Raw genomic sequence first — 14367 nt, 5'->3', positions numbered from 1 at the left:
CCGCCGTCTCGCCGCAGTGCCGACGAGGCGGCGACGTGACCGAGATCCTGCGGAAGAAGCCGCTCGAGGCTGTCCTGTCGCAGGACAGCGGCGACGCGCCGACGGGGCGGCTGCGCAAGCGACTCGGCCGCCTCGACCTGATCGGCTTCGGCGTCGGCATCGTGATCGGTACCGGCATCTTCACCCTGACCGGCGTGGAGGCCAAGCAGCACGCCGGACCGGGCGTCGTGCTGTCGTTCGTCATTGCCGGGGTGGTCGCCCTGCTCGCCGCGATGTGCTACGCCGAGCTGGCCTCCAGCGTCCCGACCGCCGGCAGCGCCTACACCTACGCGTACGCCACGATCGGCGAGCTGGTGGCCTGGATCATCGGCTGGGACCTGATCCTGGAGTTCATCCTCGGCGCGTCGGTGGTGTCCCGAGGCTGGTCGGGTTACCTGCAGAACCTGTTCGGGCTGCCGACCGAACTGTTCGGTGAACGGTCGGTGGTCAACCTGGGGTCGATGGCGATCACGGCAGCGTTGGGGGTCGTCGCGGCGGTGGGCATCAAGGAGTCGGCGCGGGTCACCAACACGCTGGTGGTGGTGAAGGTGGCCATCTGCCTGTTCGTCGTGGTCGCCGGCGCGTTCTTCGTACGGGGCGGCAACCTGACACCGTTCGTTCCGCCGTCCGCCCCGGCGTCGGAGGTCGCCACCGGCGCCGGGCAGCCCCTGGTCCAGGTGCTGTCCGGCGCGGCGCCGTCGGCGTTCGGCTTCGCCGGCGTCCTGACCGCCGCGGCCGTGGTCTTCTTCGCCTACACCGGGTTCGAGGCGGTGGCGAACCTCAGCGAGGAGGCGAAGCGGCCGGCGAAGGACATGGCATGGGGGCTGCTCGGCACCCTGGTCGCCGCGACCGTGCTGTACGTCGGCGTCTCGCTGGTCCTCGCCGGCATGGTCGACTACCGCCACATCGACGCCGGCTCGCCGATCTCCTCGGCGTTCGACAGCGTCGGTGCGCGCTGGGCCGGCGTCCTCGTCTCGATCGCCGCGGTGTGCGGGTTGACCTCGGTGATCCTGGTCGAGCTGGTGGGCATCGGCCGGGTCGGCTTCGCGATGGGCCGCGACGGGCTGCTGCCCTCCCCCATCGCCAGGCTGCACCCGAGGTTCGGCACACCGGTACGGGTGACGATCATCGCCACCGTGCTCATCATGGTCATCGGCGGACTCCTCCCGCTGACCGCGCTGGCCGACCTGGTCAGCGTCGGCGCGCTGTTCGCCTTCCTGCTGGTGTCGATCGCGGTACCGGTCCTGCGCCGGCGCCGCCCGGAGCTGCCCCGGGCGTTCCGGGTACCGCTGAGCCCGGTGCTGCCGATCGTCTCGGCGCTGGCCTGCCTGTACCTGATGCTCAACCTGTCCGTGGCCACCTGGCTGCGCTTCCTGGTGTGGCTGGTCGTCGGGCTGGCCATCTACGTCGGCTACGGGCGCCGCCACGCGCGGCTGCGCGCCTGAGCTGATCCGCGCCGACGACCGGCCACCGGGCCGGACGCGGTCCGGCAGGCCGACTTCCGCACCGGGTTATCGTGCCGAGGGGCGCCGTCCACCCGACCGGCCGACACCCGAGCGAGAGGAAGACCGCATGGCCACCGCCGACATCTGGCAGCTGCGCCAGCTCGTCTACGCCACCTTCGCCAACGAGGGGCGGGCGCCGTCGGTGGCCGAGTTGGCGCGCCGTGCCGGGCTGCCGCCCGAGGCCGTGTTGACGAACCTGCGCGAGCTCGCCGAGCTGCATGCGCTGGTTCTCGCGCCGGACGGCGATGCGGTGCGGATGGCACACCCCTTCTCGACCGCCCCGATGGCCTTCGTGGTCACGCCGGTCGACGGCCGGGACGACCGCCGGTGGTGGGGCGGCTGCGCCTGGGACTCGTTCGGGATCGGCGCGGCACTCGAACTCGAGGTCCGCATCGACACCGCGTGCCCGGAGTGCGGCGGCGCGCTGTCGATCGAGGCCGGCCCGGAGACGGCGCCGAGCACCGGTGCGATGGCCGTCTGGTTCCCGAAGCCCGCCGCCCGGTGGTGGGACGACGTCGTCGCCACCTGTACCCGGATTCGCTTGTTCTGCAACCCGCAGCACGCCGGTTCGTGGTCCACCCGCCGGGGCGAGACCGACGGGCAGATCGTGGGCGCCACGACCGTGTGGTCCCTCGCTCAGCCGTGGTACGGCGATCGACTCGACGGCGACTACGCGCCGCACAGCCGGGGCCACAACCAGGCCCTCCTCGAGTCCCGCGGGTTGACCGGGGAGTTCTGGCGTCTTCCCTGACCAGTTCACTCACCGGCGGCGCCGTCGTCGGTCTTCCCTGACCAGCTTGCTAGCCGGTGGCGCCGTCGTCGACCACGACGAGGGCGTCGATCTCTATCCAGGCGCCGGGCAGGACCAGGCCACGACCTGAACCAGCGAGCTGGTGGGCAGCGGTCCGCCGGCGAGGAACTCGTCGCGGGCCGTGCGCACCGCCGGCAGGTCGGCGAGATCGGTGAGAAGAACGTGAGCCGCGCCATCCCTTCGACGCGTTGCGGCTCAGACCCGGACCACGTACTTGCCCTGGCCCCGCCCCTCGGCGAGCAGTTGGTGCACCGCCGGTACCGCGGCGAGCCCGTCGACCTCGGTGACCGGCAGTCCGACCCGCCCGGCGGCGAGCAGCTCGAAGCAGCGGCTCATCGCGGCGGCGACCCGATCCGGCGCGGTACGAGACAGGCCGGAGATGGAGAAGCCACCGACCGAGACGTTGCCGCCCATCAACCGGGGGATGTTCGGAAGCGCGGCGGGAGCGCCGCCGGAGGCGTTGCCGAACAGTACGATCCGGCCGCCGGGTGCGGTGAGCGCGAGGTCGTTGTCGAGCTCCCCGGCACCGAGCGCGTCGAGGACCACGTCGACGCCGCCACCGGCCGCCGCCCGTACCCGGTCGGGGTAGCCGGCGTCGCGGGCGAACGCGGCGTCGTAGCCGGCGTCCAGCGCGCTCGCCACCTTGCCGGCGCGGCCGACGGTGCCGAGCAGTCGGCCGCCGCCGAGCACCGGTACCAGCTGCGCCACGGCGCTGCCGACACCGCCGCTGGCGGAGTGCACCAGCACCCGGTCGCCGCCGCGGAACCGCGCCGCCTCGGCCAGCAGCAGGTACGCGGTGGCCAGCACGGCCGGCGTCGCCGCCGCAGCCGGTGCCGGCACTCCCTCGGGTACCGGCACGGTCAGCTCGGCGCGAGCCCGCGCGATGCTGGCCAGCCCGCCCGCGGTCATGAACGCGGCGACCCGGGTACCGGCGGCGAGTCCGGTGACGCCCGCGCCGACGGCCCGGATGGTGCCGGCGACCTCGTCGCCCGGGTACGCCGGGAAGCTGTCCGCGTACGGCTGGTCGCCACGGCGCAGCATCACGTCGACGAAGTTGATCCCGGCGTACTCGACGTCGATGGTGACCTCGCCCGGCCCCGGCTCCGGGTCGGGCAGCTCGCCCACCCGGCTGGTGTCCGGCCCGTCGGACGGTTCGCTGATCACCAACGCACGCATGTCTCCACCCCTTGACGTTCGCTGCAGGTCGACGCCACACTACAACATTGTTCGACAAGCATCGAAAGAGTCAGGGAACCAGCAGCACCGGGATGGGGGACAGCCGCGCGACGCGCTCGCCCGTGCTCCCCATCAACGCCGCGAGCAGCCCGCCCTGGTGCGCACCCACCACGATCAGGTCGGCGTTGCCCGACGCGGCCGCCGCCGACACGGTCACCGCCACCTCGGCCCGCATCGCCTCGACGACGTCGCCGTACGCGTCGACGCCGGCGCCGACCAGCTCCGCGACCGCGCGGTCCACCAGCTCCCGCGCCACCCCCTGCTCCTCGCGGACCAGGGTCGGCGCCGACGGCGCCATCCCCAACGTGGACGGCTCGACGCAGTCGACCGCGCGGACGTGCAGGACCCGTACCCGCGCGCCGGCGGCCTTCGCCAAGCCGGTCGCGTGCGCCAGTACCCGGGACGAGTCGTCCGCACCGCCGAGTGCCACCACGAGGTTTCGGTACATCACCCACTGCTCCTCTCCGCCGGCCGGTTCGACCGGATTCGCCACTCCGTAAGGGCCCGTCGCCGGCCGGCGTCAGTCCACGACGAACGTCGCGCTGGTACACCTGCCGTCGCGGGTCGGTTCCGTGGACCACGAATCGGCGAACGCGTCGAGGGTGACCTCGGTCAACACGCCGAGTGCCGAGCCGCGGTCCCGCGCGCCAGCACGGTGACCGCGAGCCGGTTCGGCCGGCGCTCGACGAGCAGCCGCAGCTCGACCGCACCCGACTCGACCGCGCCGCTGACCATCTCACCGGCCGACAACGCCGCCCGCATGCCGACCGATCGCGGCAGCGTCCAGTCGCGGGCACCGGACTCGACCACCGACCGAGCCTCGTGGGCTAGCCGCGGGCTCGGTGCGAGCGTGGCGCTGCGCCGCAGTACCGGCGGTGGCTCGTCCCACGCGGCGACCGCATCCCGCATCGATCGCGCCGACGGCCTGGTGTCCGGCCGATCCCGGGCCGGCGGCGCGCAGCGTCCCGTGGGCGGATTCTCGTTCCCGGCCAACGCTTCCCACCACCTTCGCCGCCGCGCGGACGGGTACGTCCCCTCCCTACCCGACCGGGCACCGGCGCAACCGTCCTGCGCCCGGCACAACCGGGTCGTGCCCGTACCGGCAGGGCGGTACGGGCACGGGTCCAGGCGCGGTCACCGGTCGATGTTCAGACCGGGCGGGATTCGGGTACGTCGAGGGTGGTGGCGAGCCAGGACAGCCAGGTCTGCGTGCGCTCCGGCGGCTCCGGGGTGCCGTACCGGTGTTCGCTGACAGCGACCGGCATGCCGATCGGCGACCGGTCGTGGAACCGGATGAGCGCGTCCGCGGTGCGCAGCCCCACGAAGTGCTCGCTGCGGTAGTCCACCTCGCCGCTGACGAGGGACCCCTCCGGCAGCTCGATCCGCACCGTGGCACCGAGCTTCGGCTCGCCGAGCACGCGCAGCAGCCGGTCCCAGCGACCGGTGGCCGACGCCATCGCCTCCACATAGGACGCCGGCCGGCCGTGGAAGTACCGGAGGTACTGGGCGAGCGTGTCCAGGTACATGTCCCAGCCGCTGCCCATCATCTCCTCGTACGTCTCGTCGTCCCAGTCGTCACCGATGATTCCACTGTGGACGAACCGGAGCACGCAGCTGCCACCGTCCCGCGCCTCGATCAGGTACTCGAACGCCTGCGTGCTGCCGTCCTCGGCGGCCGGTGTACGGACGAGCAACCGGCGCGGCGGATCCGCCTCGACGCCATCCGCGCCCTGGTCGATGTCCATCGGCATGAACCACGCGGTCAGGCCCTCCGTCGTCGAGATCGCCTGCCACACCTCCTCCGGCGTGGCCGCCAGCTCGACCTGTTTGCGCAGCTCGAATTCACGCCCCATGTCGTCCCTCCTCGGTGTGTCGGATGGCCGGGTGCAGCGCCACCACGATCCGGTGCGGACGGCCCCGGCGGGCGTGCTCGTCGTGGTACTTCGCGACCAGCCCGGCGACCGCGTCGGACAGCTCGGCGGCGAACTCGGCGCGCTCCGTCGCACTGGCGAACCGGATCTCCCCGTCGATGGTGAACGTGGCGACCCGCCGGCCGGAGCGGGCACCCGCGGTGATCAGCGCGCCGAGGTCCTGGACCAGCCGGGCGGCCACCGCGAGCAGCCACTGCGCGGACAGCCGATCGGGCGCGCGGGCCGGATCCGGCGCCACCGGGCCCGCGGCGGCCGGGGATATCACGTATGCCTGCGCGGTCGCCCGCAGCACCCGCTCGGTCATGTTGCCCTTGCGGCGTTCCTCGACCAGTTCGACCAGGCCGTGCCGCTCCAGCCCGCGCAGGTGGTAGTTGACCTTCTGCCTGCTCAGCCCGAGCCGCGCCGCCAGCGTCGACGCGGAGGCCGGGCTCGCCAGCTCGTGCAGCAGCCGGGCACGCACCGGGTCCAGCGTCGCCGCGGCGGCGGCGGGCTCGTCGATCACCCCGACATCCAACATGCCTGCCACCGTCTCACCGACAACTTAAGTTGTCAAGGAGAGAGCCTTTGTCGGTGGACGGCACGCGGCGGCTCCGGTTCGGCGGAGCTCGCCCCTCACGCCGGCGGGTTCGCGCCCGGCTCCGCGTCGCGATAGAAGCTCTCCCCGGCGTGTTCGGCGTCGGTGTACACCTTGGTGCTGCCGTCCGGATAGGCGGCGAACGGCAGGACGACCCCGTCCGGGCACGGATGCAGGAACATCAGCGTGGGCCCGATCACCACGAACGAGCGGGCCAGCGGGGTGGCGTGCTCGGTGCCGTGCTCGGACCGCCATCCTCGTACCCGGTCTGCCGCGCCGGGTTGCGCCGCAGCGCTGTGGACCTTCCCGATCAGGTCGTCGATCGCCAACCGGTCTAGGATCTCGATCTGTAGGTTCGGTGGCTGCTGCACGTCGCGCTCCCGCCTTGCCACGAGTGGCTGTCCGATCCGTTCGACACCAGGGCAAGCGGCAGCTGCAGTCGGGCTTCGTCCGGTCGCCCGGCTTCGACTATAGGCACCCGACCGGTCGATCCCGGCCGGTTCGACGAAGCGGCCCAACCCGGCCGTCTCCCCCGGATGGGCTCGGCGAGCAGCTGACCGCGGTCGGCGGAGCCGGCCGGGGTGCGCTGCCCGCTCAGCCGAGGCGCTCGCGCCGCCACGAGGCGCCGGCGATCGTCGGCGCAGCCTCGACACCCGGTGCGGTGCAGTGGTAGGTGGCCGGCCATCGCTCCGGTGGTCGCCGCACGATGCGCGCGACGTCCGCGGCGACCTCCTCGGGTGTCCGGCCGCCCCGCCCGATCCGCAGGAAGACCTGGAACGCGTGGCCATCCGGCCCGTCGGCATCCAGCCACAGCGACACCACGAACCGCCGGTCGTCCCGGCGGTCCGGAGCGGCCCAGCTGTACCGGAGCCCGTACCGGGCGAGCGCCTTGTCGTCCACCGCGGCCAGTACCAGCCGAGCGGTGGTGTCGTGCGCCGTCTCCCAGGACCGGTCCGCCCCGATCCTTGCGACCTCCGCGTCGTACCCGGCGGCGAGAAAGCTGACGCCGTGGTCGAGCGGCGCGTGGCCACGCCACTCCCAGTGCACGGCATCGCCGTCACGCGCCAGCAGCACATCGGTCGCGTCGCAGCCGTACACGCCACACTCGCAGCGGGCGATCGGCACCCGCTGCGGCTGCGCCGTCGCCACCAGCCGGTTCGTCGGGGCCAGCAGGTCGAACGGGTCCATGCCCAGGCCGGCGCCGAGCGAGGTCAGTTCCACCTCGTTGACGTACACCCGCACCTCGTGCCCACCGACGGACTCGTGCACCGGCGCCACCGCGAACCGGATCGTGTCGGTCGGCAGCCGCGAGTAGATCCGGCCGCCGGACTCGATCCGCTGCCACGGCTCCATCGTCCCCGGCTGGGGGATCGACAGCTCGGTCAGGCTGGTGTCCAGCAGCCCGGAGAGTTCGTCGGACCGGTCCCGGGTGGAAGCGCCGGCGAGCATCCGCAGCCCGGGTGAGTCCAGCCCGTCGAGCAGGGCCTGCGTTGCCGCGTCGATCAGGTGCTGGTGCGCGTCCGCGGTACCGCCGCTGTTGGGCCACCGCATCGCGGCGTCGAACAACCGTTGCTCGGCCGAGGGCACCGAAGAACTCATCCGCCCATCATGCTCGTCGTCCGATCCATCCGTGCACCGCGTCCCGACCGTCGACACACGCCGGGGCGGCCACGAGCCCGGTGGGTCCGCTCCATCGGCCCGACCGGCGCGGTGGCCTCCGGGAGGCGTGGATCCGAGATATCGATAACGCCGATACCTACCGCCCCCTTGTGTCAGAGACAACGTTAGCGTTAACGTCGCTGCGATCGCCGACGAAAGGGGCGCAACCATGCAGGCGGCTCGATCCGGCAGATTCCAGCGATGGCTGGTGGCGGTGCTGGCGGTACTGGCCGCGGCCGCCCTTGCCACCCCGGCGGCGGCCAGCACCGGACGCTCCGACCGGCAGTTGTGGGCGGCGCGGGCCGAGGCCAGCTACCGGGCCCTGCAGGACCACCTCTACCTGGGCGACGACGGCCACCGGCTGTACGCCGAGAGCACGCCCGCGGCGGCCGGCGGCAACCCGTACTCGTACCTGTGGGAGTTCCGCGAGGCCACCCAGGCGACGCTGGAGGTGCGCGCACTGCCCGGCAACCACCGGCGCTACGCCGACGACGTCGCCGACCGGTTCGCCGCCATCGGCCACTACGCCAGCACCGACCCGGCGCGGCCCGGGTACGACTCCTACCTGCCGGCGCCGCTGGGCGGCGACGGCGACCTGTTCTACGACGACAACGCCGTGGTCGGCCTGTCGTTCGTCGACGCCTACCGCGGTGGCGGCGGTGCCGAGGCGCTCGCCGGCGCGAAGCAGGCGTTCCGCACCGACCTGCGCGGCTGGGACACCGACCCGACCCGGACCTGCCCCGGCGGCATGCACTGGGTGGAGGCGAGCTGGAACACCATCCGCGCGGCCAACGTGACCGGACTGTTCGCCGAGCTGGCCGCGAACCTGTACGCGATCACCCGGGACGAGACCTACCTGCACTGGGCAACCCGCGCCTACCGGTGGAACCGAGCCTGCCTGATGAGCTCGCCTGGCCTGTACCGCAACGACATCGCCGACGACGGCAGCTACGACGACACGCTGTGGACCTACAACTCCGGCGCGATGATCGGCACCGCGAACACGCTGTACCAGGCGACCGGCGACCGGCACTGGCGGTCCCTGGCGCTGAGCGACGCGCACGGCGCGATGGCGTACTGGACCACCGGCGACCGGCTGTACGCCCAGCCCGCGGTGTTCAACGCCTTCCTGTTCCGCGACGTGCTCCCGGTGCTGCCCGCCTATCGATCCACTTTGGACAGTTACGCCCGGCGGCTGTGGCGAGACAACCGGGACCCGGCCACCGGGCTGTTCCGGTTCCAGGCATCCAACGGCGGCGCACCGGATCCGGCGCAGCCGGTCGGCACCCTCAACCAGTCCGCCGCGGTCCAGCTGTTCGCACTGCTCGGCCGCGCCTGACGCGCAGCGCCCTGGCGCTGCGGCGCCACTCGGCCAGGCGCCCTCCGCGTACGACCGTTGGTGGCGGCCTGAATCCGCCGCCAACGGTGCGCGCCGGCCGGGCTCCCCGCCGAGACGCCGCTACCGCCTGCGCGGGCGCCTCAGCGCAGGCGGTAGAGGATCTCGCCGGCGTCGGGGACCACCAACGTGCCGGGATCGGCCGACCAGGCGGCCGGATCGATGCCGGCGGGATCCCGGTGGTTCAGGCCGAGTGAGCGGGTGGTGGCCTCGTCGATGCCGGTGGCCAGCGTGACGGTCACCCGGCAGCGCTCGCCGCGCACCGGGTCGTAGCTGCCGGCGCCGCGCAGGTGCGTCGAGTGCGCCAGCACCCCCCACGGATGGTCGCGGTACCGGTCCCACTGGGCGGTGAAGAACTCGCGGCAGTGGTAGCCGATCGCGCGGATCTCGGCGTCGTGGGTGTGGCTGACGGTGCGCACGTGCGGCGCGTACAGCACCACCTCGCCGCCGTCGGCGACGACCGGTTCCACCTTGTACATGCCCTTCGCGGCGGTCCACAGCTCGTCGTAGCGCGTCGAGATCACCGACAGCACCCGTGGCACCGGCGCATCCAGGTAGCGCACGTGCGAGCGCGCCGCGACCTCGGCGGCGCTGGCCCAGGCGTCCTCGGTACCGCCGTAGGCGACCGAGTGCAGCGCGTTGGTGCCGGACTCGACCACCACGCACAGCGCCCGCCGGCGCGCCGGTACCAGCGCGGCGGCCGCGTCGATGACCGCGCGCACCGGCGTGGTCCCCCGGGTACCGATGATCTCGGCGCTGCCGATCAGCGCACCGAGCCAGTGCGACAGGTCGATCACCTGCGGCCCGGCGATGCCGGGGAACAGGTACTTGTTGCCACCGGAGAAGCCGACCACCTCGTGCGGGAACACGGGCCCGACCACCAGCAGCGTGTCGTGCTCGACCGCGGCGCGGTTCACGGTGACCTCGACACCGGTACGCAGCCGGTCGCCGGACAACCGCGCGACGGTGTCGGCGGAAAGCCGCCCGACGGTGGTCAGCTGGGCCGGATCCCACCACTCGTGGTTGCGCACCGTCATTCCCGGGTACCGGTCGCCGATGCCGCCGGGCTTCGCCCCCACCAGCGCGGCGAGGTCCGGCTCGGCGAGACCGGCGTGGGTACCGAGCGCGACCAGCACGGTGAGCCGGGCGACCCGGCCGGCCAGCGCGCCGTGCACCGCGTCGAGCAGCAGCGGCAGCGGGCAGCTGCGGGTGGCGTCGGGTACCAGCACGCACACCGAGCGGCCGGTGTAGTCGTCGGCGCCGAGCACCTCGCGCACGAACGCGTCGACCCGTTCCGGCGCCAGCGTCTGCGCCGGCCCACCGATCGCCTCGGCCGTCATCGCACCTCCGGTCGTCCCGGCACCACGGTACCCAGGCCCGGGCCGCCCACCGCCCGGCCGGTGCGACCGCTCACCGCGGTACCGCCGCGTGGCGACCGATCCAGCCGCCTTTCCGGGGCGCTAGGCGGCGGCCGGTGGGCGCCACATCGCCCACCGGGTCGGGCCGCCGTCGGGCACCACGATCTCGCGGGTGACCTCGAACCCGAACGAGCGGTAGTAGGGCACGTTCGCCTCGTTGCTCGACTCCAGGTACGCCGGCATCGCCTCGGCGTCGCACACCGCGAGCCGGGAGCGCAGCAGCCGGCCGCCGATGCCCTCCCGCTGCGCGGTCGGCTCGGTGCCCAGGTACGCCAGGTACCAGTGCGGTTCGTCGGGGTGCACGGCGTCGATCGCGCTGATCACCGCCTGCCCGGCCTCGACCCGACCCTGCATGGCGCGCAGCAGCGACGGCACCGCCCAGACCGTCCGCCACCACGGCGTGCGCCACCGGCCGGGCGGATCCCAGGTCGCCACGCCGAGCGGCCCGCCGGCGCCGGCGACCAGCTCGGTGGCGTGGTGGTGCAGGTGGAACCGGCGGATCATGGTGCCGAACATCCGCGGCAGGCCGGCCCGCAGCGTCGCCGCGTCGCCGAACATCCACCGCATCACCGGGTCCTCGTCGAACGCCCGGGCCAGGGTGGCCGCCGCGGCGTCCACCTCGCCTCGCCGTACCTGCCGTACGACGTGCTGCTCGGTCACCATGCCGGCCATCCTGCCAACCGACCGCCAGCGACCGGCTCGGCGGTAAACAGTTAAGCGACTACTTGACTTTCTGCCGGCCGGCCGCAATAGTTAAGCATGTGCCTAACCAATTCGGTGCCGATCCGATCGGCCGCGTCTTCCAGGCCCTCGCCGACCCGACCCGCCGCGCCATCGTCGAACGGCTGGTACGGGGCCCGGCGACGGTCACGGCGCTGGCCGAGCCGCTGGCGATGTCGTTGCCCGCGGTGATGCAGCACCTGCAGGTGCTGGAGCGGGCGGGCGTGATCGTGACCGAGAAGGCCGGCCGGGTGCGCAGCTGCCGGCTCGAACCGACCGCACTGCGCACCGCCGAACGGTGGCTCGGCGACCAACGCACCCACGGGGAACGGCAACTCGACCGACTCGACGAGTACCTGAAGGAATGATGATCATGGACGTGACGCACTCGACGTTCACCCTCGAACGGCACTTCCCGGCGCCCGTCGCGCGGGTGTTCGCCGCCTGGGCGACGCCGGCAGCCCGGAAGCGCTGGATGGCCCAGGGCGCCGAACACTCCCAGGACTTCACGGTCGGCGGTCTGGAGACCGTCCAGGGCCACGACGGCGAGGGGCGCCCGCTGACCTACACGGCCCGCTACGCCGACATCGCCCCCGACGAACGCATTCTCACCACCTCGACCATGCACACCGGCGACCAGCTGTCCACGGTGTCGGTCACCAGCGTCGAGTTCCACCCCGACGGCGCCGGCACCCGGGTGGTCCTGACCGAGCACGGCATGTACCTGCCCGGCCAGGAGCAGCCGCAGTGGCGCGAGCAGGGCACCGCGCAGCAACTCGACACCCTGGCCGCGGAGCTCGCCGCCGACGAGACGAAGGAGAACTGATCATGGCGCACGTGGAGCACGTACTGGCCGTCGTCGCGGTGCGCGACATCGGCACCGCCCGGGCCTGGTACTCCAGGCTGTTCGGCCGCGAACCGGACAACGACCCGATGCCGAACCTGATCGAGTGGCAGGTCGTCCCGGGCGGCTGGGTGCAGGTCACCGAGGACGCCCGGCGCGCCGGGTACGACCTGCTCAACCTCGCCGTGTCCGACCTCGACGAGGGCGTCCGCGAGCTGCGCGAGCTGGGCCTGGACCCGGGCGAGATCATCGAGGCCAACAAGGGCGTCCGGCTCTGCCCGCTGCCCGACCCCGATGGCAACTCGATCCAGCTGGTCGGCAACTTCCGCGAGGTGTACTGACCGCGCACCCGGGCGTGGACCCGGGGGAAACACGGGTCCCCGCGGCGCCGTGCTGGGACACACTGGTACCGACCGCTCGGGCGTCGTCGAGGTGAGGGGTGTGGAGCATGGTCACCCGTGGGTTTCACGGCCGGAGAAGGGCCGAGGTCGACCCGGCCCGGGTACCGCCGGGCCAGTACGTGACGCGTGACTTCCCGGTGCTGTCGGCCGGGCCGACGCCACGCCGGCTCGCGGCGGACTGGACCTTCACCATCCGAGGCGCGGTCGACGAACCGGTCGTCTGGAGCTTCTACGAACTGCGGGCACTGCCGGCCACGACCATCACCACCGACATCCACTGCGTGACGAAGTGGTCGAAGCTCGACACGCAGTGGCGCGGAGTCTCGCTCGACACGTTGCTGGCCGACATCGACACCAGCGCCGACTACGCGCTGGCGTTCTCCGACGGCGGGTACACCACGAACCTGCCGCTGGCCGACCTGACCGGTGGCCAGGCGATGATCGCCTACGAGTACGAGGGTGAGCCGCTCACGCCCGAGCACGGCGGGCCGGCCCGGCTGCTCGTGCCGCACCTGTACTTCTGGAAGAGCGCCAAGTGGGTCCGCGGCATCGAGCTGCGCGACGACGACCAGCCCGGGTTCTGGGAGAACTACGGTTACCACAACTACGGAGACCCATGGAAAGAACAGCGGTACTCGGGCGACTGAGCTGGCGGTTCGCGACGGTACTGGAGGTGACCGCCGAGACCGACCAGACGCACAGCATCGTCCTCGACGCACCCGACTGGCCCGGCCACCTGGCCGGCCAGCACGTCGACGTGCGGCTGACCGCCGACGACGGGTACCAGGCGCAGCGCAGCTACTCGATCGCCTCGGCACCCAGCGACGAACAACTGGTGCTGACGGTGGAACGGCTCGACGACGGGGAGGTCTCCCCGTACCTGGTCGACGAGCTGCGGGCCGGTGACCGGATCGAGCTGCGCGGCCCGGTCGGCGGGTACTTCGTCTGGCGGCCCACCGACGCCGTGCCGGCGCTGCTGGTCGCCGGCGGGTCCGGCATCGTGCCGTTTCGCGCCATGCTGCGCGAGCACGGCGCCGCGATGAGCGCCGCACCGATCCGGCTGCTGTACTCCGCGCGCACCTTCGACCAGGTCATCTACCGCGAAGAGCTGCTGCGCCTCGCCGCCCGGGACGGCATCGACGTGAGCATCACGCTGACCCGCGCGCAGCCCGCCGGCTGGCACGGCTACACCGGCCGGGTCGACACCGCGCTGCTGCGCCAGGTGAGCTGGCCGCCGGAGGAGCATCCGGCGGTGTACGTCTGCGGACCGACCGGGTTCGTGGAAGCGACGGCGAACGCGCTGGTCGGGCTGGGTCACGACCCCGGCCGGATCCGCACCGAACGCTTCGGGGGGACCTCATGACCGACCGACTGGACGGCAACGCGATCGCCGGCGCCCTGCAGGAGGTGTTCGGTAGGGAGATGACCACCGCCACCGGCGTGTGCGGGCACTGCGGGGACAGCAACCGGCTCGGCGCCCTCGCGGTGTACCTGGCCGGGCCGGGCACCGTCGCGCGGTGCCCGGGCTGCGATGCGGTACTGCTGGTGCTGGCCGAGGTGCGCGGCGTCACCTGCGTCGATGCCCTCGGCTTCGCCGACCTGCAACCCGCCGGCTGACGCCGACCTGCAACCCACCGGCCGGCCCGGCGGGCTCGACGGCCCGGCGCCGCTCGGGCCGCTACGTGATGCGCGATGACCTGCCGGAGGCGCAGAGGTGTTCGCCCGCGGCTGGAGCACCTCACCCAGCACGGCCGGCGACGGCACCGACGCCGACTTGCCGCGGCGGTGGCCTGCGCCTGCCACGGATCGGAACCGGCTACCTCCGCCTCGTCA

At 72.7% G+C, this 14367-nt stretch carries 18 protein-coding genes; 9 read left to right on the top strand and 9 right to left on the bottom strand.

Annotation, left to right across the window (positions count from 1 at the left end; translation table 11 throughout):
- Nucleotides 1–35: 35 nt before the first annotated feature.
- On the top strand, nt 36–1484 hold the full coding sequence (locus Asera_RS13105) for an amino acid permease (RefSeq protein ID WP_244843859.1): 1449 nt from the start codon (nt 36–38) through the stop codon (nt 1482–1484).
- A gap of 127 nt (nt 1485–1611) precedes the next feature.
- The gene (locus Asera_RS13100) at nt 1612–2295 is read left to right on the top strand and encodes an alkylmercury lyase family protein (protein ID WP_030445654.1); all 684 of its coding nucleotides are present in this window, start codon (nt 1612–1614) and stop codon (nt 2293–2295) included.
- A gap of 255 nt (nt 2296–2550) precedes the next feature.
- Here Asera_RS13100 and Asera_RS13095 read toward each other — a convergent pair whose 3' ends face one another.
- The 7 genes from Asera_RS13095 to Asera_RS13065 form a co-directional block, all read right to left on the bottom strand.
- Complete coding sequence (locus Asera_RS13095) at nt 2551–3531, bottom strand: quinone oxidoreductase family protein (RefSeq protein ID WP_030445655.1); 981 nt, start codon at nt 3529–3531, stop codon at nt 2551–2553.
- A gap of 70 nt (nt 3532–3601) precedes the next feature.
- Nucleotides 3602–4039, bottom strand: coding sequence for a universal stress protein (locus tag Asera_RS13090; RefSeq protein WP_244844175.1), 438 nt, complete (start codon nt 4037–4039; stop codon nt 3602–3604).
- A gap of 164 nt (nt 4040–4203) precedes the next feature.
- Nucleotides 4204–4500, bottom strand: a complete 297-nt coding sequence (locus Asera_RS13085; RefSeq protein ID WP_212804573.1) for a hypothetical protein — start codon at nt 4498–4500, stop codon at nt 4204–4206.
- A gap of 239 nt (nt 4501–4739) precedes the next feature.
- Nucleotides 4740–5444: an SRPBCC family protein gene (locus tag Asera_RS13080; RefSeq protein ID WP_030445658.1), complete on the bottom strand. Its 705-nt coding sequence runs from the start codon at nt 5442–5444 to the stop codon at nt 4740–4742.
- Nucleotides 5434–6039, bottom strand: coding sequence for a winged helix-turn-helix domain-containing protein (locus Asera_RS13075; protein ID WP_030445659.1), 606 nt, complete (start codon nt 6037–6039; stop codon nt 5434–5436). The genes Asera_RS13080 and Asera_RS13075 overlap by 11 nt, the downstream gene beginning before the upstream one ends.
- A gap of 95 nt (nt 6040–6134) precedes the next feature.
- Nucleotides 6135–6425: a hypothetical protein gene (locus tag Asera_RS13070; protein WP_157034760.1), complete on the bottom strand. Its 291-nt coding sequence runs from the start codon at nt 6423–6425 to the stop codon at nt 6135–6137.
- 265 nt (nt 6426–6690) lie between these two features.
- Nucleotides 6691–7695 (bottom strand): hypothetical protein, encoded by a 1005-nt coding sequence (locus Asera_RS13065; protein WP_030445661.1) that lies wholly within the window; start codon nt 7693–7695, stop codon nt 6691–6693.
- A 229-nt stretch (nt 7696–7924) separates the two neighbouring features.
- Here Asera_RS13065 and Asera_RS13060 point away from each other — a divergent pair, with 229 nt between their 5' ends.
- A complete protein-coding gene (locus Asera_RS13060) occupies nt 7925–9094 on the top strand; it encodes a glycoside hydrolase family 76 protein (RefSeq protein ID WP_051802083.1) in 1170 nt (389 codons plus the stop codon).
- 140 nt (nt 9095–9234) lie between these two features.
- On the opposite strand, the gene Asera_RS13055 is transcribed toward Asera_RS13060, so the two are convergent.
- Together Asera_RS13055 and Asera_RS13050 are read right to left on the bottom strand one after the other, a co-directional pair.
- Entirely contained in the window at nt 9235–10491 is a 1257-nt protein-coding gene (locus tag Asera_RS13055; RefSeq protein ID WP_030445663.1) for a lactate racemase domain-containing protein, read from the bottom strand.
- Nucleotides 10492–10611: 120 nt separating this feature from the next.
- Nucleotides 10612–11232, bottom strand: coding sequence for a GNAT family N-acetyltransferase (locus Asera_RS13050; RefSeq protein WP_084131303.1), 621 nt, complete (start codon nt 11230–11232; stop codon nt 10612–10614).
- A 98-nt stretch (nt 11233–11330) separates the two neighbouring features.
- Between Asera_RS13050 and Asera_RS13045 the strand changes: the two genes are divergently transcribed.
- The 6 genes from Asera_RS13045 (at nt 11331) to Asera_RS13020 (ending at nt 14151) form a co-directional block, all read left to right on the top strand.
- Nucleotides 11331–11657: an ArsR/SmtB family transcription factor gene (locus Asera_RS13045; RefSeq protein ID WP_030445665.1), complete on the top strand. Its 327-nt coding sequence runs from the start codon at nt 11331–11333 to the stop codon at nt 11655–11657.
- Between the two features lie 5 nt (nt 11658–11662).
- Entirely contained in the window at nt 11663–12115 is a 453-nt protein-coding gene (locus Asera_RS13040) for an SRPBCC family protein (RefSeq protein WP_030445666.1), read from the top strand.
- A 2-nt stretch (nt 12116–12117) separates the two neighbouring features.
- Nucleotides 12118–12474, top strand: coding sequence for a VOC family protein (locus tag Asera_RS13035; RefSeq protein ID WP_030445667.1), 357 nt, complete (start codon nt 12118–12120; stop codon nt 12472–12474).
- Between the two features lie 107 nt (nt 12475–12581).
- Nucleotides 12582–13181: a sulfite oxidase-like oxidoreductase gene (locus tag Asera_RS13030; RefSeq protein WP_030445668.1), complete on the top strand. Its 600-nt coding sequence runs from the start codon at nt 12582–12584 to the stop codon at nt 13179–13181.
- Complete coding sequence (locus tag Asera_RS13025) at nt 13151–13897, top strand: ferredoxin reductase (RefSeq protein WP_030445669.1); 747 nt, start codon at nt 13151–13153, stop codon at nt 13895–13897. Before Asera_RS13030 ends, Asera_RS13025 begins: the two co-directional genes overlap by 31 nt.
- On the top strand, nt 13894–14151 hold the full coding sequence (locus Asera_RS13020; RefSeq protein WP_030445670.1) for a DUF6510 family protein: 258 nt from the start codon (nt 13894–13896) through the stop codon (nt 14149–14151). Before Asera_RS13025 ends, Asera_RS13020 begins: the two co-directional genes overlap by 4 nt.
- Nucleotides 14152–14367 lie beyond the last annotated feature (216 nt).

The sequence above is a fragment of the Actinocatenispora sera genome, from assembly GCF_018324685.1.
Classification (GTDB): Bacteria; Actinomycetota; Actinomycetes; order Mycobacteriales; family Micromonosporaceae; genus Actinocatenispora; species Actinocatenispora sera.
This window is presented reverse-complemented; position numbering and strand designations above follow the sequence as displayed.